22 protein-coding genes and 1 other RNA gene are annotated in these 23,534 nt (G+C 64.6%); 8 read left to right on the top strand and 15 right to left on the bottom strand.

Translation table 11 applies throughout. The features are described from left to right. A partial coding sequence (gene groL, locus RTQ46_RS23355) for a chaperonin GroEL (RefSeq protein ID WP_312439983.1) occupies positions 1 to 1,581 on the bottom strand: 1,581 nt, incomplete at its 3' end. A 52-nt stretch (positions 1,582 to 1,633) separates the two neighbouring features. Next, positions 1,634 to 1,924: a co-chaperone GroES gene (gene groES / locus RTQ46_RS23350; protein WP_065307519.1), complete on the bottom strand. Its 291-nt coding sequence runs from the start codon at positions 1,922 to 1,924 to the stop codon at positions 1,634 to 1,636. Between the two features lie 502 nt (positions 1,925 to 2,426). On the opposite strand from groES, the gene RTQ46_RS23345 reads away from it, so the two are divergent. The 5 genes from RTQ46_RS23345 (at position 2,427) to RTQ46_RS23325 (ending at position 4,666) form a co-directional block, all read left to right on the top strand. Further along, positions 2,427 to 3,164, top strand: coding sequence for a hypothetical protein (locus RTQ46_RS23345; RefSeq protein WP_312439982.1), 738 nt, complete (start codon positions 2,427 to 2,429; stop codon positions 3,162 to 3,164). Between the two features lie 131 nt (positions 3,165 to 3,295). Continuing rightward, entirely contained in the window at positions 3,296 to 3,565 is a 270-nt protein-coding gene (locus RTQ46_RS23340) for a DUF904 domain-containing protein (RefSeq protein WP_312439981.1), read from the top strand. Continuing rightward, positions 3,565 to 3,876 carry a cell division protein ZapA gene (locus RTQ46_RS23335; protein ID WP_312439980.1) on the top strand — a complete coding sequence of 104 codons (312 nt, stop codon included), beginning with the start codon at positions 3,565 to 3,567 and terminating at the stop codon, positions 3,874 to 3,876. Before RTQ46_RS23340 ends, RTQ46_RS23335 begins: the two co-directional genes overlap by 1 nt. 65 nt (positions 3,877 to 3,941) lie before the next feature. Next, positions 3,942 to 4,119, top strand: a non-coding RNA gene (ssrS, locus tag RTQ46_RS23330) — 6S RNA. Between the two features lie 73 nt (positions 4,120 to 4,192). Beyond that, complete coding sequence (locus RTQ46_RS23325; RefSeq protein WP_312439979.1) at positions 4,193 to 4,666, top strand: EVE domain-containing protein; 474 nt, start codon at positions 4,193 to 4,195, stop codon at positions 4,664 to 4,666. Between the two features lie 24 nt (positions 4,667 to 4,690). On the opposite strand, the gene RTQ46_RS23320 is transcribed toward RTQ46_RS23325, so the two are convergent. From RTQ46_RS23320 to RTQ46_RS23300, 5 genes are read right to left on the bottom strand one after another with little or no spacing between them, the layout of a single operon-like run. Next, positions 4,691 to 6,919: a molybdopterin cofactor-binding domain-containing protein gene (locus RTQ46_RS23320; protein ID WP_312439978.1), complete on the bottom strand. Its 2,229-nt coding sequence runs from the start codon at positions 6,917 to 6,919 to the stop codon at positions 4,691 to 4,693. After that, a complete protein-coding gene (locus tag RTQ46_RS23315; RefSeq protein ID WP_312439977.1) occupies positions 6,916 to 7,380 on the bottom strand; it encodes a (2Fe-2S)-binding protein in 465 nt (154 codons plus the stop codon). Before RTQ46_RS23315 ends, RTQ46_RS23320 begins: the two co-directional genes overlap by 4 nt. After that, entirely contained in the window at positions 7,377 to 8,669 is a 1,293-nt protein-coding gene (locus RTQ46_RS23310) for a cytochrome c (protein ID WP_312439976.1), read from the bottom strand. The genes RTQ46_RS23315 and RTQ46_RS23310 overlap by 4 nt, the downstream gene beginning before the upstream one ends. Next, positions 8,666 to 10,279, bottom strand: a complete 1,614-nt coding sequence (locus tag RTQ46_RS23305; protein WP_312439975.1) for a methyl-accepting chemotaxis protein — start codon at positions 10,277 to 10,279, stop codon at positions 8,666 to 8,668. Before RTQ46_RS23305 ends, RTQ46_RS23310 begins: the two co-directional genes overlap by 4 nt. Beyond that, complete coding sequence (locus RTQ46_RS23300) at positions 10,276 to 11,385, bottom strand: alkene reductase (RefSeq protein ID WP_312439974.1); 1,110 nt, start codon at positions 11,383 to 11,385, stop codon at positions 10,276 to 10,278. Before RTQ46_RS23300 ends, RTQ46_RS23305 begins: the two co-directional genes overlap by 4 nt. A 103-nt stretch (positions 11,386 to 11,488) precedes the next feature. Between RTQ46_RS23300 and RTQ46_RS23295 the strand changes: the two genes are divergently transcribed. Beyond that, on the top strand, positions 11,489 to 12,481 hold the full coding sequence (locus tag RTQ46_RS23295) for a LysR family transcriptional regulator (protein ID WP_312439973.1): 993 nt from the start codon (positions 11,489 to 11,491) through the stop codon (positions 12,479 to 12,481). Positions 12,482 to 12,579: 98 nt separating this feature from the next. Here the strand turns inward: RTQ46_RS23295 and RTQ46_RS23290 are convergent, their stop codons facing one another. The 3 genes from RTQ46_RS23290 to RTQ46_RS23280 form a co-directional block, all read right to left on the bottom strand. Then, entirely contained in the window at positions 12,580 to 13,440 is an 861-nt protein-coding gene (locus RTQ46_RS23290) for a MurR/RpiR family transcriptional regulator (RefSeq protein WP_312439972.1), read from the bottom strand. 297 nt (positions 13,441 to 13,737) lie between these two features. After that, a complete protein-coding gene (lgt, locus tag RTQ46_RS23285; RefSeq protein WP_312439971.1) occupies positions 13,738 to 14,568 on the bottom strand; it encodes a prolipoprotein diacylglyceryl transferase in 831 nt (276 codons plus the stop codon). Between the two features lie 11 nt (positions 14,569 to 14,579). Beyond that, positions 14,580 to 15,485 carry a LysR family transcriptional regulator gene (locus RTQ46_RS23280; protein WP_312439985.1) on the bottom strand — a complete coding sequence of 302 codons (906 nt, stop codon included), beginning with the start codon at positions 15,483 to 15,485 and terminating at the stop codon, positions 14,580 to 14,582. Between the two features lie 188 nt (positions 15,486 to 15,673). Between RTQ46_RS23280 and ilvD the strand changes: the two genes are divergently transcribed. Both ilvD and RTQ46_RS23270 read left to right on the top strand, forming a co-directional pair. Further along, positions 15,674 to 17,539: a dihydroxy-acid dehydratase gene (ilvD, locus tag RTQ46_RS23275; RefSeq protein ID WP_312439970.1), complete on the top strand. Its 1,866-nt coding sequence runs from the start codon at positions 15,674 to 15,676 to the stop codon at positions 17,537 to 17,539. Between the two features lie 213 nt (positions 17,540 to 17,752). Beyond that, on the top strand, positions 17,753 to 18,067 hold the full coding sequence (locus RTQ46_RS23270; protein ID WP_312439969.1) for a c-type cytochrome: 315 nt from the start codon (positions 17,753 to 17,755) through the stop codon (positions 18,065 to 18,067). A 65-nt stretch (positions 18,068 to 18,132) separates the two neighbouring features. Here the strand turns inward: RTQ46_RS23270 and RTQ46_RS23265 are convergent, their stop codons facing one another. The 5 genes from RTQ46_RS23265 to folD form a co-directional block, all read right to left on the bottom strand. Then, positions 18,133 to 19,269: a branched-chain amino acid ABC transporter substrate-binding protein gene (locus RTQ46_RS23265; protein WP_312439968.1), complete on the bottom strand. Its 1,137-nt coding sequence runs from the start codon at positions 19,267 to 19,269 to the stop codon at positions 18,133 to 18,135. A gap of 318 nt (positions 19,270 to 19,587) precedes the next feature. Then, complete coding sequence (locus RTQ46_RS23260; RefSeq protein WP_312439967.1) at positions 19,588 to 20,007, bottom strand: hypothetical protein; 420 nt, start codon at positions 20,005 to 20,007, stop codon at positions 19,588 to 19,590. 8 nt (positions 20,008 to 20,015) lie between these two features. Continuing rightward, the gene (locus RTQ46_RS23255; RefSeq protein ID WP_312439984.1) at positions 20,016 to 20,441 is read right to left on the bottom strand and encodes a DNA polymerase III subunit chi; all 426 of its coding nucleotides are present in this window, start codon (positions 20,439 to 20,441) and stop codon (positions 20,016 to 20,018) included. Positions 20,442 to 20,458: 17 nt separating this feature from the next. Next, positions 20,459 to 22,528 (bottom strand): M3 family metallopeptidase, encoded by a 2,070-nt coding sequence (locus RTQ46_RS23250; protein WP_312439966.1) that lies wholly within the window; start codon positions 22,526 to 22,528, stop codon positions 20,459 to 20,461. Between the two features lie 48 nt (positions 22,529 to 22,576). Then, the gene (folD, locus tag RTQ46_RS23245) at positions 22,577 to 23,422 is read right to left on the bottom strand and encodes a bifunctional methylenetetrahydrofolate dehydrogenase/methenyltetrahydrofolate cyclohydrolase FolD (protein ID WP_312439965.1); all 846 of its coding nucleotides are present in this window, start codon (positions 23,420 to 23,422) and stop codon (positions 22,577 to 22,579) included. Between the last annotated feature and the right edge of the window lie 112 nt (positions 23,423 to 23,534).

Below are 23,534 nucleotides of genomic sequence, written 5' to 3'. Positions count from 1 at the left end.
CTTGTCGTCAGCGATTTCGCAGACCATGCAGTCGGTTGTCAGCATCAGGGACGCGATCGACGCAGCGTTTTGCAGCGCCGAACGGGTCACTTTGGCCGGGTCCAGAACGCCCATTTCAACCATGTCGCCATAGGTGCCGTTGGCAGCGTTGTAGCCGTAGTTGCCCGCGCCAGCCAGTACGGCTGCCACGACGACCGATGCTTCTTCGCCGGCGTTCTGCACGATCATGCGCAGTGGCTCTTCCATGGCGCGCAGGACGATCTTGATACCTGCGTCCTGGTCGGCGTTGTCGCCCTTGACCGTGATGTTGGCGCGTGCGCGCAGCAGGGCTACGCCGCCGCCTGGCACGATGCCTTCTTCCACCGCAGCGCGGGTCGCGTGCAGTGCATCTTCAACGCGGGCTTTTTTCTCTTTCATTTCGACTTCGGTGGCTGCGCCAACCTTGATCACGGCAACGCCGCCGGCCAGTTTGGCCACGCGCTCTTGCAGTTTTTCACGGTCGTAGTCCGAGGTCGCTTCTTCGATCTGCACACGCACCTGTTTCACGCGTGCTTCGATGGACGAAGCTTCGCCGGCGCCATCGATGACGATGGTGTTTTCCTTGCCCACTTCGATGCGCTTGGCCTGGCCCAGCTCTTCCAGCGTGACTTTTTCCAGCGTCAGGCCGACTTCTTCAGCGATGACCTGGCCGCCGGTCAGGACAGCGATGTCTTCCAGCATGGCTTTGCGGCGGTCGCCGAAGCCAGGTGCTTTCACTGCGCAGGTTTTCAGGATGCCGCGGATGTTGTTCACAACCAGGGTAGCCAGTGCTTCGCCTTCGATGTCTTCCGCGATGATCAGCAGTGGACGGCCAGCCTTGGCGACTTGTTCCAGTACCGGCAGCAGGTCACGGATGTTCGAGATTTTCTTGTCGCACAACAGGACGAATGGATTGTCCAGGATGGCAACTTGCTTCTCTTGATTGTTGACGAAGTATGGCGACAGGTAGCCGCGGTCGAACTGCATGCCTTCCACGATGTCCAGCTCGTCGTTCAGCGACTTGCCGTCTTCCACGGTGATCACGCCTTCTTTGCCGACTTTTTCCATCGCTTCAGCGATACGCTCGCCGATCGAGTAGTCCGAGTTGGCCGAGATCGCGCCAACCTGGGCGATTTCCTTGGTGGTGGTGCAAGGACGGGCGATTTTCGCCAGTTCTTCCACGGTGGCAGCAACAGCCTTGTCGATACCGCGCTTCAGGTCCATCGGGTTCATGCCTGCGGCAACGAACTTCATGCCTTCGCGCACGATGGCTTGTGCCAGCACGGTCGCGGTGGTGGTGCCGTCACCGGCGTTGTCGCTGGTGCGGGAAGCAACTTCCTTGACCATTTGCGCGCCCATGTTCATGAGCTTGTCTTTGAGTTCGACTTCTTTTGCAACCGATACACCGTCCTTGGTGACGGTAGGGGCGCCGAACGAACGCTCCAGGACCACGTTGCGGCCTTTCGGGCCCAGGGTCACTTTAACGGCGTTGGCGAGAATGTTCACGCCTTCGACCATCTTGGCGCGCGCTGCGTCGCCGAATACTACTTCTTTAGCTGCCATGTTCAATTCTCCAGAAATTTCGGAATAGATCTATTTAAAACGTGGAAACAAATTACTGAACGACGATCGCCATGATGTCTTCTTCACGCATGACCATCAGTTCCTGGCCGTCGACCTTGACGGTCTGGCCGGCGTATTTGCCGAACAGGACGCGGTCGCCTACTTTGACATCCAGAGGACGGACTTTGCCGTCGTCGAGAATCTTGCCATTGCCTACGGCAAGGACTTCGCCTTGATCCGGTTTTTCAGCAGCTGCATCAGGAATGATGAGGCCGGACGCAGTCTTGGTTTCCTGGTCGAGGCGTTTGACGATGACGCGATCGTTCAATGGGCGCAGATTCATACAAAACTCCTTAAAGTTCAATGGATAAGTGTTGCTCGATCAGGACCTGCCGGGCATGCGCCAGGCTTGCCGTCAATCGACAGCCGTATCAAAAACAGCTTGCAACGAATCAAGCAAACCCCGTTCAATCACGTGCCTGCCCGCATCAAGCCAGGGCGCCTTGCGGCGTCGCCCACCGCGAGCGCTCTCTGCCGGAAGCAGGACAGGCACAGGATTTCATGAGGATTGCTACGAAAGAGTTTGTTAGCACTCTCTACTAACGAGTGCTAATTATAGGGACGGCAGGGGGCTTATTCAAGGGGAACATATATATACACGTTCCGCGCAAATGGCATTGTCGTGCATGTTTGCGCTGGCGCAAGCGGCTTCTCCGGGCGTCAGCGGCGAATGCGACTCTAGCATGGCTGGCGTGGCAGGGCTGTTCCTGTTCACGCAGGAAACATTACTTAGCTATTAATTTTGCTAAGATGCTCATCATTTCAACGATTCATTGCTCCAGCCCATGTCCAAACTTGTTTCCCGTCACGTTCTTTCGCTGTCCCTGGCTGCTCTCGGCCTCGTCTTTTCCACCGGCGCCATGGCGCAGACCATCCTTGACGAGATCACTGTCGCCAGCCTGACGGCGGTGGAAAGGGACATGCTGCTCAATGAGCTGTTCAACGACCTGAACAAGGATGACGACGACCAGGAGGCGCATGTGTGGGATAACGGCGGCGACAGCGGCGTGATGGTGAAGGTGAGCTACAACTTCAGCAATTCCGGCATGACCGGCCACAGCCTGAAGGCGCATGTGTGCCGCGACCTGAAATTCGTCGTCACGGCCGCCGGCAAGACGCAGGACCTGAGCCGCCGTACTTGCTCGCAGAACAGCGGTCGCTGGGATATCCAGGGCAAAGATGCGGCGCCCGTCAGCTATCCGCCATTCCTGTCCGACGTCACGGTCGCCACGCTGAACGTGAAGGAAAAGAAAGACTTGCTGAACGCCGCCGTGCGCACCCTGAAAGACGAGGAAGACGGCAAGCGCCGGCAATGGAGCAACCAGGGCATGGGCAACAGCGTCCCCCTGCGCGTGAGCCTGGTGACGTCCGATACGGGAACCAAACCCGGCAGTTTTACCACCTGCCGCGACCTGACGATGGTGTTCGACGGCAAAAATGGCAGGCAGGAACTGCGCCGCCGTTCATGCGAAAACCGCTATGGCACGCTGGACATCGAGCCGGACTACCAGGAAGACCGCTAGAGCCGGGCAAGACCGGCGATGGAGGATAAAAAGTGCCTATTTCCCGGTAACTACCCGGCATTGATGTAATTATGTGTGACAGCAACGTGATTCGATTGACGCCTGTGTAACCTGCGCCCTATAGTGGCGGGATGATTTCCGAATTCAACGAATTATCCGACAAAATCGGCCTGCTGGCCGAAATGACCCATGCGCTGCGTCGTGAGAACGCGCAACTGCGCAAGGACAATGCCGCCCTGGCTGCCGAGAACGCGCTGTACGTGCAACGCATGCGCGAAGCGCAGGAGCGCGTCGAAGCCTTGCTGGAAAAGATTCCGGAGCTGGTGCAGGCGGGCCTCGAGCAGGCCGCCTCCGAAGCGGTCGCCTATGCTGCCACTGCCGAGAACGGGAAGGAAGCCTGATGTCACGCGTCGATGTCAATATCATGGGCCAGTCGTACAGCATGCTGTGCCGCGACGGCGAAGAGCGCGCGCTGCGCGAAGCGGCCATCTATCTCGACAGCAAGATGAAAGCCATCCGCGACGCGGGCAAGGTCAAGGGCAACGACCGCATCGCCGTGCTGGCAGCGCTGGGCGTGGCGGCGGAATTCCTGTCCGTCAAGTCGCCGCAGGGGCCGCTGTCCGAGCTGACGATCATGGAAGTCAAGCAGAAAATCTCGGCCATGCATATGGTTCTGGACAGCGCGCTGACGCCGCAAGAGAATCTTTTTTAATCGGTTTTTAAGCGAGCACGGTACGAATTTCCTTTGCGATGCGCGCATGAAGGAGTAAACTTCTGGCTACCCTGCGGTGTTCGCGATTGCCATATATTCCTTGAACCATTTATGCGCATCGGTTGCGAATTTTGTTTGATGGGAGTGAGCGTCGCTCGTTCGACGAACCCGAAATTGAACTAACGTGACCACCTTGAACCGTTTGGTTCGGGATGCCGGCATAGCGGCACAGGCGGGGCCTAATACAGAAAGAACGGTTGCGGCATGGCGATGCGCAGCCGTTTTTTTACGCCTGTCAGTTTTATACGGGAGTCACATGAAAAGATACTGGTTGATGAAGTCCGAGCCGACCGAAGTGAGCATCGACGACCTGATGGCGGCGCCCCAGCACACCATGCCGTGGTTCGGCGTGCGCAACTACCAGGCGCGCAATTTCATGCGCGACGGCATGCAGCCGGGCGACGGCGTGCTGTTCTACCATTCCAGCTGCCCGCAGCCCGGCGTGGTGGGCGTGGCCGAAGTGGCCAGCACGGCCTACCCCGATCACAGCCAGTTTGAACAAGGCGGACACTATTTCGACCCGAAAGCCACCCAGGAGCAGCCGCGCTGGGTCAGCGTCGACGTGCGCGGCCTGAAAAAGACGGCGCTGCTGCCGCTGTCGGAACTGCGCCACATCCCCGAGCTGGAAGACATGCTGCTGCTCAAACGCGGCAGCCGCCTGTCGATCACGCCCGTCACGCCGGCGCAGTGGAAAACCATCGAGGCGCGTCTGCAGGCCGCCAGCGCCTGACAGCCGCAGCCGGCGGCGTGGCGTTCAACCCGCCGGCAGCAGCGGCAAGTCGTGACGGCGTACGCCGGTGGCCTGCGCCAGCGCATTGGCCAGCGCCGCCGCCATCGGTCCCTGCGCCGCTTCGGCCACGCCGAGGAAGGGCAGGCCGGGCTGGTCGATCAGGGCCACCTCGATGCGCTCCGGCACGCCGGAAAAGCGCAGGATCGGATAACTGCTCCAGTCGCTGCTGGCAATGCCGCCGGTGCCGTATTGCAGCTGTTCCTGCAAGGTCCAGCTGGCGGACTGGATGATCGCGCCTTCGAGCTGGTTGCGCGCGCCGTCCGGATTGACGATCTGCCCGCAGTCCGCGGCGCAGACGACGTTCAGGAGGCGCACGGTATTGCGGTCCGGGTCGAACAGCAGGTCCACGGCGATGGCGACATACGCCATCAGGTTCTTGTACTGGCCGAAAGCAAAGCCGCGCCCGCGCCGCGGCAGCGTGGCCGCCCCGGCGCGCCAGCCGGCCATGGCGGCGGCGCGCGCGACCACCGCCTGCGCGCGCGGGCTGCCGCGCAGGTGATCGAGCCGGAACCGTACCGGATCGGCATGCGCCAGCGCCGCCAGCTGGTCGATCGTGCTTTCGATCGCCGTGATGTTCAGGTGGGCGCCCAGCGAGCGCATGGCGGAGGTGCGCAGCGGCGTGACCGGCACGAAATGGTTGACCACGCGGGCGTTGGGTATATCGTACAAGGGCAGCGCATTGCGGTCGCCGCCGCCTTCCGGCTGCGGCATCGGCAGCGAGCGGCTGGGCAGGATGGGCCGCGCGCGCAGCCAGGCCGGCACCAGCTTGCCGGCGTTGCCGGGACGTTCATTGTGCGAGCCGCTCCAGACATCGTATTCCCATTGCGCGATGCGCCCGTTGCCGTCGAGGGCCGCGCGCACGCTCGTCACCATGGCCGGCGCATAGGGTTCCCACAGGTTTTCCTGGTCGCGCATCAGCTGCACGCGCACTGGCAGGCCAGGCATGCTGCACGCCAGCATGGCCGCATCCGCCGCGACATCGTCAGCGCCATTCTGGCCATAGCATCCCGATCCTTCCGTGTGGATGCAGCGCACCTTCTCGAGCTTCATGCCGACCAGTTCGGCCAGCGCCGCGCGCAGCGGGTAGACGCCCTGCGTATGTGTCCAGATGGTCAGCGTGCCATCGATCAGCTGGCCGATGGCGCAGGACGGCCCGATGGAACCATGCAGCACATATTGTTTCGTGTAGCGCGCGCTGACCATCGGACCGCTCCCGGCGGCCAGCGCGCCGCGCTGCAGGATGACGAGATCCTCGGAGGGCAAGGCCTGCAGGGTGGCGTGGATGTGTCCGGGGCTGGGCAGGGGAGTGCCGCCTTCCCATCGCGCGGCCGCCGTCAAGGCGCGCATCGCGGTGACCGCGCGCCATTCGTCGTCGGCCAGCACGGCCAGGTAATCGCCGTCGCGAACCACCTTGCGCACGCCGGGCAGGCGTATCACCGGGGCGGTGTCGACGCCGGCCAGCCTGGCGCCAACGCGGGGTGGGCGCACGACGCGCGCGTGCAGCATGCCGGGCAGCCGCAGGTCTTGAATGAAGGCGGCGCCGCCACTGACCTTGGCCGGGATGTCGAGCCGGGCGACCGGCTTGCCGATCGTCCGATAGGCGCGCGGCGCGCGCAATGGCGAGGTGGCGCTTGCGATGCGATGCAGGCCCGCCGCATCGAGTCCCTTGAGGGCGGTGCCGTAGTGCATGCGGCGCCCGCCTGGTCCCATCACATGGCCGGCGTCCAGCCAGACCGTGCCAGCGCCCGCGTTCCATTGCGCCGCCGCCCCCGCGCGCAGCAGCGCCGCAACTTGCGCCGAGGCGTGCAGCAGCGCGGTGCCGCTGTCGGCGATCGTATGGCTGCCGGCGGTGTAGCCCTCGTTGGGCGTGAGCGCCGTATCGCCGCCGATGAAACGGATCGCCCCTGGCTGCAGTTCCAGCTGTTCGACGGCGATCTGGATCAGCGCAGTGCGCACGCCCGTGCCCAGTTCGACCTTGCCGCTGCAGACCGTCACCTTGCCGTCCGGCGCCACCTGTATCCAGGCGTCCAGCAGGGGCGTGTTCTTCAGGCTGCCGGGCAGGCTTGGATCAGCCAGGGCCGGCAGGCCCATGGCATTGAATTCCGCACGGGCCAGGGCCGGCAGCATCGAAAAACCGACCAGCAAGGCGCCGCTCTTCAGGAGCGCGCGACGCCCGTTGTCACATGCGTTCATGGCTGTCCTTCCCTGGCGACTTCGCCAATGGCGGCGAGTATCCGGTGGTGGGTGCCGCAACGGCACAGGTTCGGTTCCATATGGCGCCGGATCGCCGCATCGTCCGGATGCGGATCGCGCTCCAGCAAGGCCTGTGCGCGCATCAGCATGCCCGCGATGCAATAGCCGCACTGCGCGGCCTGGTGCTTGATGAATGCCGCCTGCAGCCGGCCCGGCTGGATGGCGCTGCCCAGGCTTTCGACCGTGCGCACGGTCCGCCCAGCCAGTGCGCCGACCGGCGTGAGGCATGAAAAGACCGGCCTGCCATCGAGCATGACGGTGCAGGCGCCGCACTGGCCCAGGCCGCAGCCGAATTTGGCGCCGTTCAGCTGCAGCTCGTTGCGCAGCACGTACAGCAGCGGCGTGCCGGCGTCGGCCGCCACGGTTTTGCGCTGGCCGTTGATATTGAGTTGTATCGTCATGGGTTCTGCTCCTTGCGTAGTCTGGCGCTTGTTTCAGGTACACCGGTCCAGGCCGGCTTGCCGGCGTCCTGGCGCACATAGGCGGCCAGGGTGGCGATCTGCTGGTCGCTGAGGATATCGGCGAACGGCGGCATGTAGACCGGCGAGCCGGGTTCCCGGGCGATGCCGCCGAGGACGGTTTGCACGAAGTTGGTCGCGCTCGTGTTTGACAGGGTGCTGCTGCGCGCCAGCGGCGGGCGGCCGGACAGCGCCATCATCGGCGCGGACGGACTGTGGCAGCTGGCGCAGGACGCGGCAAACAGCGCGGCGCCCGCGACTTGCGGTGGCGATACGGGCGCCGCTGCTGCCGGTTCGAGCGGCGCCTGGATCGTCATCAGGTAGCTGGCCATGGCCTCGACGTCTTCACGCGGCACGCCGGCCAGGCGTTCCGTCACGGGCCGCATCGGCCCTTTCGCCGCGCCATGCGCCAGCGACAGGCCGCTGCGCAGATAATCGGCCAGCTCCTCGCGGGTCCACGGATGCTCGCCATGCGCCAGGTGCGTCAGCGCGGGGGCGTCCCAGCCATCGATATTGCCGCCCTGGAAAGGTGGCTGGCGCTCGCCGCCGATGAGGTTCAGGCCGCTGTGGCACGAAGCGCAATGGCCGAGCGTGTCCACCAGATAGCGGCCGCGCTCGACCCGCGTGTCCGCCTGCAGAGCCGCTGCCGGTTGCGCAGCGGCGGGCCCGGGGCGCAAATACAGCGCATTCCAGAACGCCAGCATGGGACGCATTTTCAACGGCAGCGGCAGCTCGTTATCGGGCTGCCGCACTTTCACCGGGGTGCGCGACATCAGGTAGCTGTAGGCCAGCGCGATGTCCGTGTCGGTCATGCGCGTATAGTGAATGTACGGAAAGGCCGGGTACAGCAGGTGGCCGTCGCGCGAAGCCCCCTCGCGCATGGCGCGCATAAAAGCGGCCAGCGGCCAGCGGCCGATGCCGGTCTCGGGATCGGGCGTGATATTGGTGCTGTAGATGGTGCCGAACGGCGTGCGCAGGCCCAGGCCGCCGGCATAGGCGACGCCATCCTTTGCGGTATGGCAGACCATGCAGTCGCCCAGCGCCACGATGCGCGCACCGGCGGCCAGCACGGCGGCCGATGGCGCCGGCGGCGGGGCGGCCAGCGGCGCGATCGGCGCCGGTGCGGCCCACCAGCACAGCAGGCCGCCCAGCGCGGCCACGGCAAGCGCCCCCGCGCCGGCGAGCCGCAGCGTGCCGGCGCGGCGCGTCGCAATTTGTCGGTAGATGCTCATGTGCCCGCCCTGTGTTGCCAGGCCAGGCGCCGCGACGCCATTGCCGCTGGCGCGCCGGCCAGGTCCAGCTTGAAACTGCTGACCAGCGCCGACAAGGTCGCGGCCTGGTCGTGCATGCTGCCGGCCGCCGCCGCGGCTTCTTCCACCAGCGCCGCGTTCTGCTGGGTGACGGCGTCCATTTCCGTGATGGCCGTGTTGACGTGGCCGATGCCGGTGCGCTGCTCGGACGAGGCGTCCGCAATCGCGGCGATGACGGCGTTTACGCGCGCCACGCTGGCGACCACTTCCTGCATCGTCGCGCCGGCCCGCCCGGCCATTTCCGTGCCGGCGCCGATGCTGGTGACGCTGGCGTCGATCAGGGCCTTGATCTCCCTGGCCGCCGTCGCGCTGCGCTGGGCCAGGTTGCGCACTTCGCTGGCCACGACCGCGAAGCCGCGCCCCTGGTCGCCGGCGCGCGCCGCCTCCACCGCCGCGTTCAGCGCCAGGATATTGGTCTGGAACGCGATACCCTCGATCACGCCGATGATCGCGACGATGTGTCCGGCACTGCCGTGGATGGCCTCCATGGTGCCCATCACCTGCCCGACGGCGCCGCCGCCGCGCCCGGCGGTATCGGCAGCCGACAGCGCCAGTCCATGGGCCTGGGCGGCGTTGTCGGCGTTCAGCGCCACGGCCTGGGTCAGCTGTTCCATCGAGGCCGCCGTTTCTTCCAGCGCGCTGGCCTGCGCCTCGGTGCGGCTCGACAGGTCCAGATTGCCGGCGGCGATCTGCGCCGCGGCGGTGGCGATGGTATCCGAGCTGGCCCGGATCGCGCCGATCATCTGCGCCAGGTTTTCCTGCATGGTCTTCATCGCGAACAGCAGGCTGGTGCGGTCTGTCGGCGCGGTCCGCACTGGCATGCTGAGGTCCCGCGCGGCAATCTTCATGGCCACTTCGGCCGCGTATTCCGGACTGCCGCCGAGGGCGCGCTGCAAGCTGCGGTTGACGGCGGCGACCACGGCCGCGAGCAGCGCGCACGCCAGCGCCATGACCAGCAACGCCTGCCTGAGCGCAGCGTAGAACGCCGCGTTGATGTCGTCGACGTACAGGCCGCTCACCAGCGCCCAGCCCCATGGCTTGTACGCCACGATGCGCGCCAGCTTGGTTGACGGCGCCGTCTGGCCCGGGCGCAGCCACAGGTAGGACAGGAAGCCGGCGCCTGCCGGCGACGCGGCCATGCGCGCGATCTCGCGAAAGACGTAGATGCCGTTCGCGTCCTCGACCGCGCTCATGTCCTTGCCGTCCATCTCGGGACGCCCCGGATTCTGGATCGCATGGGCATCCATGCCGACGATGGCGATGTAGCCGTCGTCGCCGTAGCGCATGGTGGCCAGCACCGCCTTGGCCTGTGCCTGCGCGGCGCCGACGGTCAGTTTCCCGGCTGCCGCCTGCGCGGCAAAGCCCTGCACGATGGACAGGGCGGACTTGTCCACGTCGGCCAGGTTCGACCTGCGCTCGCTGAAGCGCAGGTCGCGTGCCTGCAAGGTGTACAGCAGCGCGGTGGCGCACAGGCACAGCAGGCTGGCCAGCAGCGGCAGCCACAGTTTCTGGCGGAAGGTCAGGCGCTTCATGCGTCCGCCTCATGGACCAGCGCCGGGTAGTCGAGGTAGCCGCCATCGCCGCCGCCGTAGAAGCGCGCCGGGTCCGGTTCGTTGTAGGGGCCGCCCCGTTCCATGCGCGCCACCAGGTCGGGATTGGCGATAAAGCTGCGCCCGAACGACACCATGTTGGCGTTGCCCGAGGCGACCAGCGCGTTGGCGGCGGCGGGATCGAGGCCGCCGTTGGCGATAATGGTGGCGCCGAAGTTGGGGCGCAGGATGGACAGGATGCGCGCCATGTCCGGCGTGCCGCCCCAGGCGTTGGTATCGGCGGCATGGATGTAGGCGACGCCGGCGGCGCTGAGCACCCGCGCCAGGTAAGCATAGGTGTCGGTGGCGTGCGGATCGGGCGCGCTGTTGTAGCCGGCAAACGGCGAGATGCGCACGCCCACGCGCCCGGCCGGCATTTCCTCGAGCACGGCGCGCAGCACCAGGTCCAGGTAGCGCAGGCGGTTGACCAGGCTGCCGCCGAACAGGTCGGTGCGGCGGTTGGTGTGCGGCGAGAGGAACTGGTGCGGCAGGTAGCCATTGCCCGCATGCAGTTCAATGCCGTCGATCCCGGCCCGCATCGCGTTGCGCGCGGCGATGCGGTATTCGTCGATGGAGTGGTAGATCTCGTCGACCGTCATTTCGCGCGAGGGCGATGCGGCGATCCGCGTATAGGCGCCATTGCGCAAGGCGCCGTATGGCTGCAGCAGGTGCAGGTCGTCGTTGACGCCCGATGGCGACAGCGGATCGCATCCGTCCAGCAACGCCCGTGAACTGACGCGCCCGCTGTGCCACAATTGCACGAACAGCCGGCCGCCGGCGCGATGGACGTGCTGCATGACCTGGCGCCAGCCTGCCACCTGGGCCGGGGTGTACAGGCCGGGCGCCAGTTCGAACGCGGCCGAATCCGGCGATACATTGGTGGCCTCGCTGACGATCAGGCCGGCCGATGCGCGCTGGGCATAGTACGCGGCGTTCGCCATGGTCGGCACGCCAAGGCTGCCGGAGCGGGCGCGCGTCACCGGCGCCATGGCGATGCGGTTGGGGAGGACCAGGTCGCCGAGGCGGATGGGGTCGAAGAGGCTTGCCATATGTTTGCTCCATGTGAAAAGATGCGTTCACTGTAGCTGTGTACCCGGCGTCTGATAATCGGTCCCGGGCCGATAACACCGTTGCTTCCAGGGCAAAGACAAGATGGATCGTTTCGCTGAAATCAAGACCTTCTGCACCGTGGCCGCCAGCGGCGGCTTTTCGTCGGCCGCGCGCCAGCTCGGCCTGGCCACGTCATCGGTGACGCGCCTGGTCGATGCGCTGGAAGAGCGGCTGGGCGCCGTGCTGCTGAACCGCTCGACGCGCAGCGTGACGCTGACCGACCGCGGGCGGATCTATTACGAGCAGTCGCTGCGCGTGCTGGAGCAGCTCGACGCGGCCGACGATTCGGTGCTGGACCAGTCGTCGGAACTGTGCGGCGTGCTGCGCATCGCGGCGCCCGTGACCTTTGCGGCGATGTTCCTCGCGCCGGTCGTCACGCAGCTGCGCACCCGCCACCCGCGCCTGATGCTCGATTTGCGCCTCAGCGACGCGGCGGCCCACCTGATCGACGAGTCGATCGACGTCGCCATCCGCATCGGCAGCCTGGAGCCGCACCCGAACCTGATCGCCCGGCGCCTGACCGGGCACGAACGGGTGCTGTGCGCCAGCCCGGCTTACCTGGCGGCGCGCGGCACGCCGCAGCATCCGGCCGACCTGGCCGGGCACGACTGCCTGCAGTTCGTCTTCGCCGACAACCGGCGCATCTGGCGCATGCGCCGCAGCGACGGCATCGGCGGCGTGGATGGCGTGTCCGCAGCCGACATGCCGGTGGAGGAAATTGCGGTGCACGCCGTCATCCAGGCCAACAACGGCGAAGTGCTGCGCCAGGCGGCCGTCAATGGCATGGGGATAGGGATGCTGGCCGACTGGCTGGTGGCCACCGATTTGCGCGAAGGGCGGCTGGTGCGGGTGCTGGCCGGCTATCAGATCAATCCGGGCCCGATGGACGTGGGACTGCATGCGCTATACCAGAGCAACCGGCGCGGCTCGCAGAAGATCCGCATGTTTGTCGACCTGCTGGCCGACTGCCTGGCGCAGCCGGAGCTGGAGGAGGCGCGTGCGCTGGCGCCCTTGTCACGCACAATGCGGACCTGACGATCGCCTGCCTGATGTGATTGCCGGCCCCTGGTCTGCCACGTTTGCCGGTTGCGCAAGGGCGGTTCGGGCGGCGGCTTGACCGGCCGGGCGCCGTATCAATCGGGCGCCTGCGCGCCGACTTCCTCGATATCGATTTCCATCCGGTAGGCCAGCGCGATGAACAGCGCCTGGCACAGGCAGATGGTGCCGGTCAGCGAGCGGAAGGCAAACGCGCTGCCTTCGGTCACCGTCAGCAGGGCGTCGGCGCTGCGCGCCAGCGGCGCCAGGGTGCTGTCGGTAATCACCAGCGTCTTGGCGCCATTCTCGTGCGCCATGCGCGCGCATTCCAGCGTCTCCTTGCCATACGGCGCAAAGCTGATGGCAATGGCCACGTCGCCTGCGCGCACGCTGCGCATCTGGTCGCGGTGGCCGCCGCCCAGGCCCGTCACCAGGTGCACGCGCTTGCTGGTGTGCTGCAGCGCGTAGGCAATGTAGGAAGCCACCGGAAACGCGCGCCGCACGCCCACCACATAGATATTGTCGGCCTGCTGCAGCAGGGTGACGGCCGCTTCGAGCTGTTCGTCGTCGAGGCCGGCCGCCAGTTCGTCGAGGCCGCTGCGGCTCGCGCCGATGAATTCGCGCGTCAGGTCGCCGGTGCGCACCTTGCTGTCGCGCGTGGAAATCAGTTTGCGGATGCGCTGGCGGTAGTTCGGCGCCGCGCGCGCCTGGTCGGTATAGGCCTGGCGGAACACGTCCTGCATTTCGCTGAAGCCGGAAAAGCCGAAGCGCTGCGCAAAGCGCACGATGGCCGACGGCTGCACGTCGCAGGCGGCGGCGATGTCGCTGATGCGCTCGAGCATCAGGCTGGCGCGGTTCTGTTCGATATGCTTGGCGATCAGTTTCAACTGGCGCGACAGGCTGTCGTATTCATCGACGATTTGCTGCATCAGCTGGTCGATAGCGGCGGGTTGTGCCATCTGTTGCTCTCTTTTCAGGGGTAGGCTGAAATAGAAAAAATTCTATTTGATGTCGTGGATATCGGACGCCAGTGCGGCGCGCGGCAGCGGCGGCCATGGCCAGTCATGCGCTCTTGCCCGGCAAATTATAGAATCGAATGCGAAAAATAGAAAGAAATTTCGAATTAATTATATTTGGCAAAAATAATTTCAATGCCTGGCTGACTGCGACACCGGCGCGCTGCGCCGGGTGTGCGGGAGTTGAGGGTGGCGGTGGAAGAACGCGGGTGGTTGCCGAGGCCACCGCCTCGGTGGCGATCAGGCGCCGGCGGTGCGCGCCTTGGTCGGTGGCGTGGCCATGATGCGGCTTTTGTACGACCACACCAGCAGCAGGATGGCGCCGACGATCATCGGCAGCGACAGCATCTGGCCCGAGGTGATCGGCACGCCGAACCACACGACCTCCCAGTCCGGCGTGCGGAAGTATTCGGTGAAGAAACGGGCGCAGCCATACAGCAGGGTGAACATGGCGCCGACCGCCACGCGCGGATGCGGCTTGCGCGCAAACAGCCACAGGATGATGAACACCAGGATACCGTCGACCAGCATCTGGTAGATCGGCGACGGGTGCACGGGGTAGGGAATGCCGGGCCACTGCATGGCCCACGGCAGGCTTTCCGGCGCAATGCGGCCCGGCAGTTCGGCGTTGATGAAGTTGCCCATGCGGCCGGCCGCGTAGCCGAGCGGCACCAGCGGCGCGATAAAGTCCAGCACGTCGAACAGGTTGCGGCCCGCCTTGCGGCCCCACAGGTACATGGCCAGGATCACGCCCAGAAAGCCGCCGTGGAAGGACATGCCGCCATGCCAGACCATGAAGATTTCCAGCGGATTGTGGAAGAAGTATTCGGGACGGTAGAACAGCACCTCGCCCAGGCGCCCGCCGATCACCACCCCCAGCATGCCGTAGAACAGCATGTCGTCGAGGTCCTCCTTCTTCCAGCCCAGCGCGGCGATATGGGGCTGCCGGATGCGCACGCGGCCCAGCGCGATAAACAGGGCAAAGGCCAGCACATACATCAGGCCGTACCAGTGTACGGCCAGCGGGCCGATCTGGATGGCAATCGGGTTGGGCATCGGGTGTATCAGCATCGGTATTCTTTCTAAAAATCAGGCAGGGTGCCGCGCAGCAGGGTCAGGAAACCCTGCAGCACGGGCGAGGTATTGTCGCGGCGCCAGGCAAGTCCCGTTTCCACCAGGGGCGTCGGGTCTTGCAGCGGCCTGTATTCTACGCCGGGGCGCATCAGATTCGACACCGATTGTGGCACAAGCGCGATGCCCATGCCAGCGGACACCAGGCTGACGATGGTTTGCATCTGGATCGCCTGCTGGCCGATCAGCGGCGTGATGCCGGCCGCGCGAAACACGCCGAGGATGGCGTCGTGCAGCGCCGGCGAAATCGCGCGCGGGAAAATGATCAACGGCAGCGGCGGCACATCGCGCAGCCAGAGCGGGCCGGGCGTGTTCAGGATATCCAGGCCGGCGGGCGCGGCCAGCACCAGAGGTTCGGCCAGCACCGGCAGATAGTCGAGCGCCAGTTTTGCCTTGTCGGGCAGCGGCGGGATCAGCAGGCCCGCATCGGCCCGGCCCGCCAGCAGTTCATCGAGCTGCAAATCGGAGGTCGCTTCCTGCAGTTCGATCTGCACCTGCGGATAAGCGGCCTGGTAGGCGCGCAAGAGCGGCGGCAGCACGCTGTAATCGGCCGACGAGACGAACGCCAGCGACAGGCGGCCCGCCTCGCCCTGCGCCGCGCGCTGCACCAGCGCCGGCAGGTCCTGCGCTTGGGCCAGCAGGCGGCGCGCCTCGGGCAGCAGGGCGGCGCCGGCCGGCGTCAGCTGCACTTCGCGGCGCGTGCGGATAAACAGCGGCGCACCGAGCAACTCTTCCAGCGCCATGATGGTCTGCGACAGCGGCGGCTGCGTCATGTGCAGGCGCAGCGCGGCGCGGCCGAAGTGCAGTTCTTCGGCCACGGTGACGAAATAGCGCAGCTGGCGCAGTTCCAGGTTCAAGGGGTAGGCCTCATTGATATGTATTTCCATGTTGAACAATTGCTGTGATATGTATTTCGACTCACAGATACGTGCATCATATATTTGACACGCAGGCGTGCGCAAGGCAATCTGGCGTACCCCCACTGCGCGCAGGGTTTTGCTCTTCTTTAAGCCCGGCAGTCAGGCAACTCTTTTGAAAGACCATCATGCCGCAATACCGCTCACGCACCACCACCCACGGCCGCAACATGGCCGGCGCCCGCGCCCTGTGGCGCGCCACCGGCATGAAGGACGGCGACTTCGACAAGCCGATCGTGGCAGTCGTCAACTCGTTTACCCAGTTCGTGCCCGGCCACGTGCACCTGAAAGACCTGGGCCAGATGGTGGCGCGCGAGATCGAGGCGGCCGGCGGCGTGGCCAAGGAATTCAACACCATCGCGGTCGATGACGGCATCGCCATGGGCCACGGCGGCATGCTGTACTCGCTGCCGTCGCGCGACCTGATCGCCGACTCGGTCGAGTACATGGTCAACGCCCACTGCGCCGACGCCATGGTCTGCATCTCGAACTGCGACAAGATCACGCCCGGCATGCTGATGGCCGCCATGCGCATCAATATTCCCGTGGTATTTATCTCCGGCGGCCCGATGGAAGCGGGCAAGGTGATCAAGGTCGTCAACGGCGCGCAGAAGATCATCAAGCTCGACCTGGTCGACGCCATGATCAAGGCCGGCGACAGCACCGTCTCCGACGCCGACGTGGCCGAAATCGAACGCTCGGCCTGTCCCACCTGCGGTTCGTGTTCCGGCATGTTTACCGCCAACTCGATGAACTGCCTGACCGAAGCGCTGGGCCTGGCCCTGCCCGGCAACGGCACCATCCTGGCCACGCACTCGGACCGCCAGCAGCTGTTCCTGCGCGCCGGCCGCCTGATCGTCGAGCTGGCCAAGCGCCACTACGAGCAGGACGACTACTCGGTGCTGCCGCGCTCGATCGCCACCAAGGCCGCGTTCGAGAACGCGATGGCGCTCGACGTGTCGATGGGCGGCTCGACCAATACCGTGCTGCACCTGCTGGCCGCCGCGCACGAAGCGGAAGTGGAATTCACGATGGCCGATATCGACCGCATCTCGCGCAAGGTGCCGTGCCTGTGCAAGGTCGCGCCGATGACCGACAAATACCATATCGAAGACGTGCACCGCGCCGGCGGCATCGTGGGGATTCTGGGCGAACTGGCGCGCGCCGGCCTGCTCAACACCACCTTGCCGACCATCCACGCGCCGACCATGGCCGACGCCATCGCGCAAAACGACATCAAGTGCACCGATGATCCGGCCGTGCACCAGCTGTTCCGCGCCGCGCCGGGCGGCGTGCCGACCCAGACGGCATTCTCGCAGTCCGAGCGCTTCGCTTCCGTCGACACCGACCGCGCCACCGGCTGCATCCGCGACAAGGCCCACGCCTATTCGCAGGACGGCGGCCTGGCCGTGCTGTACGGTAACCTGGCCGAGAAGGGCTGCATCGTCAAGACGGCCGGCGTGGACGAAAGCATCCTGAAGTTCTCGGGCAAGGCGCGCGTGTTCGAAAGCCAGGATTCGGCCGTCGAAGCGATCCTGGCCGACACCGTGCATGAAGGCGACGTGGTCATCATCCGCTACGAAGGCCCGAAGGGCGGCCCCGGCATGCAGGAGATGCTGTACCCGACTTCGTACATCAAATCGAAGGGCCTGGGCAAGGCGTGCGCGCTGTTCACGGATGGCCGCTTCTCGGGCGGTTCGTCCGGCCTGGTGATCGGCCATGCTTCGCCGGAAGCGGCCGAAGGCGGCGCCATCGGCCTGGTGGAAGAGGGCGACTACATCGACATCGATATTCCCGAGCGCAGCATCAACCTGCGCATCACCGACGCGCAGCTGGCCGCGCGCCGCGCCGCCATGGAAGACCGGGGCGATGCCGCCTGGCTGCCGGTCAACCGCGAGCGCTATGTGTCGCAGGCGCTGCAGGCGTACGCGGCGCTGACCACCTCGGCCGACCGCGGCGCCGTGCGCGACCTGTCGCAGCTGAAAAAGCGCTGATCGTTGTAAAAACGCAGCACCGGCCGCGCCGCTTCCAGGGGCTGCGCGGCCGGGGTTACATCGCCTTACAAACAACATGGGAATTGGCGTGCAATTGGGGCAAAATGGATCTGCCTCAAACGTTAGCCTGTTTAAAACGCTTGATCTGGGCTCGTGGTGAACCTGCTGAAACACGGTAGAATGCCGGCAGGAAGTTACTCTGGAGAAAAGACAATGAAACGTTCCATGATGTTGGTAGGTGTGTTGGCTGTGTCGGCGTTGACCTCGCAAGTGGCGATGGCCAATCCCGACCTGGCAAAAGCAAAGAATTGCATGGCTTGCCACGCCGTCGGCAGCAAGCTGGTCGGTCCTGCATACAAGGACGTGGCTGCCAAGTATGCCGGTCAAAAAGACGCGGAAAACAAGCTGGTGGCGAAAGTCATGAAGGGCGGCTCCGGCACTTGGGGCGCGATCCCGATGCCGGCCAACCCGCAGGTGAGCGAAGCGGAAGCCCGCACGCTGGTGAAATGGGTGTTGGCACAGAAATAATCTGTGCCGAGACTGCGGTAACGCGATCAACGCGCCGGTCTCCCGGCGCGTTTTTTATTGCCTGATTACTTCACGACTTCCATCTTGGTTTTCTTGCCGTCACGGTAGGTGAACAGGGTCAGCGCGCCATCCTTGATATCGCCGTTCGCGTCAAACGCGATCGGACCGGTGACGCCCTGGTATTTGACCTTGGCCAGGAACGGCAGGTAGACCGACGGCTTCGACGATTTGGCGTCGGCCATGGCGGTGGCCATCGTCATCACGGCGTCGTACACATATGGTGCGTACAGCTGCACTTCCATATTGTATTTCTGCTTGTAGCGGGCGCGGAAATCGTCCATGCCTTTCTGCTGCTCGCCCGTCACGCCGCCCGCTTCCGCGCAGGTGACCAGGTTTTCGCCGATGGCGTCGCCGGCCAGTTTGCCCAGCGGCTCGGTGCACAGGCCGTCGCCGCCCATGAACTTGGCCTTGATGCCCAGCGCCTTCATCTGGCGCAGCATCGGGCCGCCCACCGAATCCATGCCGCCGAAGAAGACCAGGTCGGGATTTTTCGACTTGATGCTGGTGAGAATCGCATTGAAGTCGGTCGCGTTGGCATTGGTAAACTCCTTGCCGACGATCTGCACGCCCGGCAGCGCTTTTTTCGCGCCCTTGACGAACTGTTCCGCCACGCCCTGGCCATACGCCGTGCGGTCGTCGATCACGGCGATCTTCTTGGCGCCCAGCTTGCCCACGGCGTAGGCGCCCAGGGTGCCGCCCAATTTATTGTCATTGGCCACCACGCGGAAAGCCGTATTGAACTTTTGCTGGGTATAGGTCGGGTTGGTGGCGGCAGGCGAAATCTGCGGGATGCCGGCGTTGAAATAGATGCGCGAGGCGGGTATCGTGGTGCCGGAGTTCAGGTGGCCGATCACGCCGTTGACCTTGGCGTCGACCAGCTTCTGCGCCACGGCCGTGCCCTGTTTCGGGTCGCCTGCGTCATCCTCGCCCACCAGCACGAATTTGACGGCCTTGCCATCGATCTTGAAGCCCTTGGCGTTCAGGTCGTCGATGGCCATCTTGGCGGCGTTTTCATTGTCCTTGCCCAAATGGGAACTGGCGCCCGAGACCGGTGCCACATGGCCTATCTTGATGATTTCCTGTGCGCCCGCCGTGCCGGCAAAGGCGATGGCGAGGGAAAGGGTGGTGGTCTTGAGCAGCATGAACATTCTCCAATGGATAAAAATACGGCGGCGTCTCGTGAAAACCGCTTCGAGGGGCGGTGCGTGTGGAGAAAGGTACAATAAAAATCAGGCCGCGCAAAGCCGCAATTGCGGCTTTTTGCATTTTGTCGCGACAATCACCAAAGTGAGGCGCAATGCACCAATTTCAGAGGGGCGAGCGCACCAAACAATGGCGTGGGGGGAGGGAATAGGGTAGGTCGGGTAGGTCGGATTAGCGCGCAAGCGCGTAATCCGACACTGCGAAGTATGCGCAGCCCCGGCCCTGGCATTTCGCGGCCAGGGGTAAAAGTGACGTGATTACTGCGCAGGCGGATGCAAGTGCCCCAACTCATGGCTCACGGCATGCGCCACGATATGCTCCAGCGACTGCTGCAAGTCCTCGCGCAAGGCGCCGCGCATGCCGATCAGCGCGTTTTGCAGCGCCGTTTGCAGCACATGGGCGATGCGCTCTTCCAGCAGGTGGTCGATCTTGCCCTGCACCTGATGCAGGATGCGCTGGGTCAGGCGCTGCTCGATGGCGTCCCAGTCGGGCTGGACAATGGCCGGCACCGGTGCAGGCGCCGGCTCGGGTTCGGCGATCTCGGCCATCTCGATAATATCGGCCTTGCCGATGGACGGCGCCTGTTCCGGCTCCGCCGTCGTCTCATGCAGCGCTTCGGGCCCCGACAGCACCTCCGTCAGCAACGGGATGCCCTGGTCGAATGGCTGTTCGTTCATGCTTGTACTCACGATTTCCCCGCCACAAAGTGCGTCGGCTGCAGGTTCAGCTTGCGATAGTGCAAGAAGCGCTGGCGGCCGGCCTGGGCGTCCTGCTCGTCCGTCGAGACGATCTCGAACACGCGCTGGAATTGCGCATAGTTCGCTGGCGGCAGCTGCGACACATTGACCAGGATATCGTGGTGCGGCAGCTCCACCTCTTCGCTGTCGGTCAGCACGATGGGGGTCTGCACGGCCAGCGGGTCGCCGGCCAGCACGTGCGGCACGAAGTCGGTCGGCGAGAGGGTCCACATGGCCGCGTTCATGGCGTCGAGCTGGGCGCTGTTGCCCGCCAGTACCACGATCTTGTTGCCGGCCATATAGGCCTTGCGCGCCAGGCGGCAGGCGTAGGCCAGCTTGTCCGGCACATTGGTATGGAAGTCGACGCGCGTCATGTCAGCCATGCCGTCCTTCAGGCTGCCATGCCGCTATGGCGCAGCAGGGCATCGATGCTGGGCTCGCGGCCGCGGAAGGCCGTAAACGATTCGAGCGCCGGGCGCGAACCGCCGACCGACAGGATTTCCTGCAGATAGCGCTTGCCCGTTTCCGTGCTGGCGTCCGGTCCCAGCGCTTTCGCTTCCTCGAACGCCGCATAGGCGTCGGCAGACAGCACCTCGGCCCATTTGTAGCTGTAGTAGCCGGCCGCGTAGCCGCCGGCAAAGATATGGCCGAACGAGTTCTGGAAGCGGTTGAACGCAGGCGGCACGATCAGCGCGAACTGGGCGCGCACGCCGTCGATCAGCTGCTGCACGCTCTGGCCGCTGGCCGGGTCGTAGTCATAGTGCAGATGCATGTCGAGCAGCGAGAACTCGACCTGGCGCAAGGTCTGCAGGCCGGACTGGAAGTTTTTCGCGGCCAGCATCTTGTCGTACAGCGCGCGCGGCAGCGGCGCGCCGGTGACCACGTGGGCGGTCATGTGTTCGAGCACTTCCCATTCCCAGCAGAAGTTTTCCATGAATTGCGACGGCAGTTCCACCGCATCCCATTCGACGCCGGAAATGCCGGACACGCCCAGCTCGTCGACTGCGGTCAGCATATGGTGCAAACCGTGGCCGAATTCGTGGAACAGGGTGATCACTTCGTCGTGGGTGAACAGCGCAGGCTGGGCCTTGCCATCGGCCACGGCCGGTTCCGTGAAATTGCAGGTGAGGTAGGCGATCGGTGTCTGCACGTGCTGCGCATCGGCGCGGCGGCCGCGCGCGTCGTCCATCCAGGCGCCGCCGCTCTTGCCGGCGCGCGCATACAGGTCGAGGTAGAACTGGCCGACCAGCTTGCCGTCGCGCTCGATGCGGTAGAAGCGCACATCCTTGTGCCAGACGGGGGCGGTATCCGGCTTGATCTCGACCGTGAACAGGTTCTGGATCAGGAGGAACAGGCCGTCGATCACCTTGTGTTCAGGGAAGTATTGTTTGACTTCCTGGGCCGAGAACGCGTAGCGGCGTTCCTGCAGCTTTTCGGACGCGTACGGCACGTCCCACGCCTGCAGGTCGGCGATGCCCAGTTCTTCCTGGGCGAATTGTTTCAGCTCGGCCAGGTCCTGTTCGGCGAACGGACGCGCGCGTTTGGCCAGGTCTTCCAGGAAAGCGATCACCTGGGCGGGCGAGGTGGCCATTTTCGATACCAGCGACACTTCGGCGAAATTGGCGTAGCCCAGCAGCTTGGCTTCTTCGTCGCGCAGTTTGAGCAAGGTAACGATGTTCTGCGTATTGTCCCAGTCCTCTTTCTTGCTGAACACGGTGCCCTGGTCCGAGGCCTTGGTGGCGTTGGCGCGGTAGATGGTTTCGCGCAGTTCGCGCTTGTCGGCAAATTGCAGGATCGGGTAATAGGACGGGAAGTGCAGCGAGAATTCGTAGCCCTGCTTGCCGGCTTTGTCGGCGGCGGCGCGCGCGGCGGCCTTGGCGTCGTCGGGCAGGCCGGCCAGATCCGCTTCGTTTTCGACCAGCAATTTATAGTCGTTGGTGGCGTCGAGCACGTTTTCGGAAAAGCGCGTCGAGACGGCCGCGTGCTCTTCCTGGATGGCGCCGAAGCGCTCTTTCTTGTCTTCCGGCAGCTCAGCGCCGCCGAGGCGGAAGTCGCGTACGGCATTGTCGACGATGCGGCGGCGTGCCGGCGACAGGCTGGCAAACGCGGCGCTGGCCTGCAGCTGCTTGTATTTGCCGAACAGGATTTCATTCTGGCCCAGCTCGGTCCAGAATTCCGTCACCTTGGGCTGGTTCGCGTTGTAGGCGGCGCGCAGCTCGGGCGTGTCGACCACGCTGTTGAGGTGATTGACGATGCTCCAGGCGCGGCCCAGGGTTTCGCCGATCTGGTCGAGCGGCGTGACGAAGCTGTCCCAGCTGACTTCCTCGGCCGGCGCCTCCAGTTGCGCCACGGTGGCGCGCGCCTGTTGCAGCAGGGTATCGATGGCGGGCGTGACATGCTCGTGCGTAATCGCGTCGAAGCGTGGCAGGCCGGAAAAATCAAGCAGGGGATTGGCAGTCATCAAGCAGCTCCATATTAAATAAAAGGGCGGTCATGCCGCCCGGTGTTGTTATACGCGCTCGGCGGCCTCAACGGTATTCATCAAGAGCATGGTAATCGTCATCGGGCCGACACCACCCGGTACCGGCGTGATATGCGATGCAATCTCTTGCACGCCGGCAAAGTCCACGTCGCCGCACAGCTTGCCGTTGTCGTCGCGGTTCATGCCCACGTCGATCACGATGGCGCCCGGGCGGACCATGTCGGCCGTCAGGGTGTTGCGGCGGCCGACGGCGGCGACGACGATGTCGGCGTTGCGCGTATGGTGGCCCAGGTCCGGTGTCGCACTATGGCAGATGGTGACGGTGGCGTTCGCTTGCAAGAGCAAGAGGGCCATCGGTTTGCCGACCGTGTTGCTGCGGCCGATCACGACCGCGTGCTTGCCGCGCAGGTCGACGCCGGTGCTTTCGATCAGTTTCATGCAGCCGTATGGGGTGCATGGGCGGAAGCCCGGCAGGCCCGTCAGCAGTTCGCCGGCGCTCAGCACCGAATAGCCATCGACATCCTTGGTGGTGGCGATCGCCTCGATCACCTTGTGCGGGTTGATGTGTTTCGGCAATGGCATCTGCACCAGGATGCCGTGGATGGCCGGGTCGGTGTTCAGGCTGGCGATGCGCGCCAGCAGATCTGCTTCCGACAGGTCCGCTTCATATTTTTCCAGCACCGAATGGAAGCCGACATCGCCGCACGCCTTGACCTTGTTGCGCACGTACACCTGGCTGGCCGGGTCTTCGCCGACCAGGATCACGGCCAGGCCGGGCTGGGTGCCCCTGGCGGTCAGGGCGGCGGCGCGCGTGGCGATCTCGCTGCGCAGTTTTTGGGAGAGGGCGATTCCGTCGATCAGTTGTGCTGGCATGGATATTAGCTGTGAGCTGGTGGCAGGGAAAACCAGATTATAAAGCCGGGCGAGGCAAAGGGGCGGTTTTGGCGCCAATGCCTCAAGTGAAAGTCGTAACAACAGCGTGCCG

It is taken from the genome of Janthinobacterium sp. (assembly GCF_031995485.1).
Classification (GTDB): Bacteria; Pseudomonadota; Gammaproteobacteria; order Burkholderiales; family Burkholderiaceae_D; genus Janthinobacterium.
This window is presented reverse-complemented; position numbering and strand designations above follow the sequence as displayed.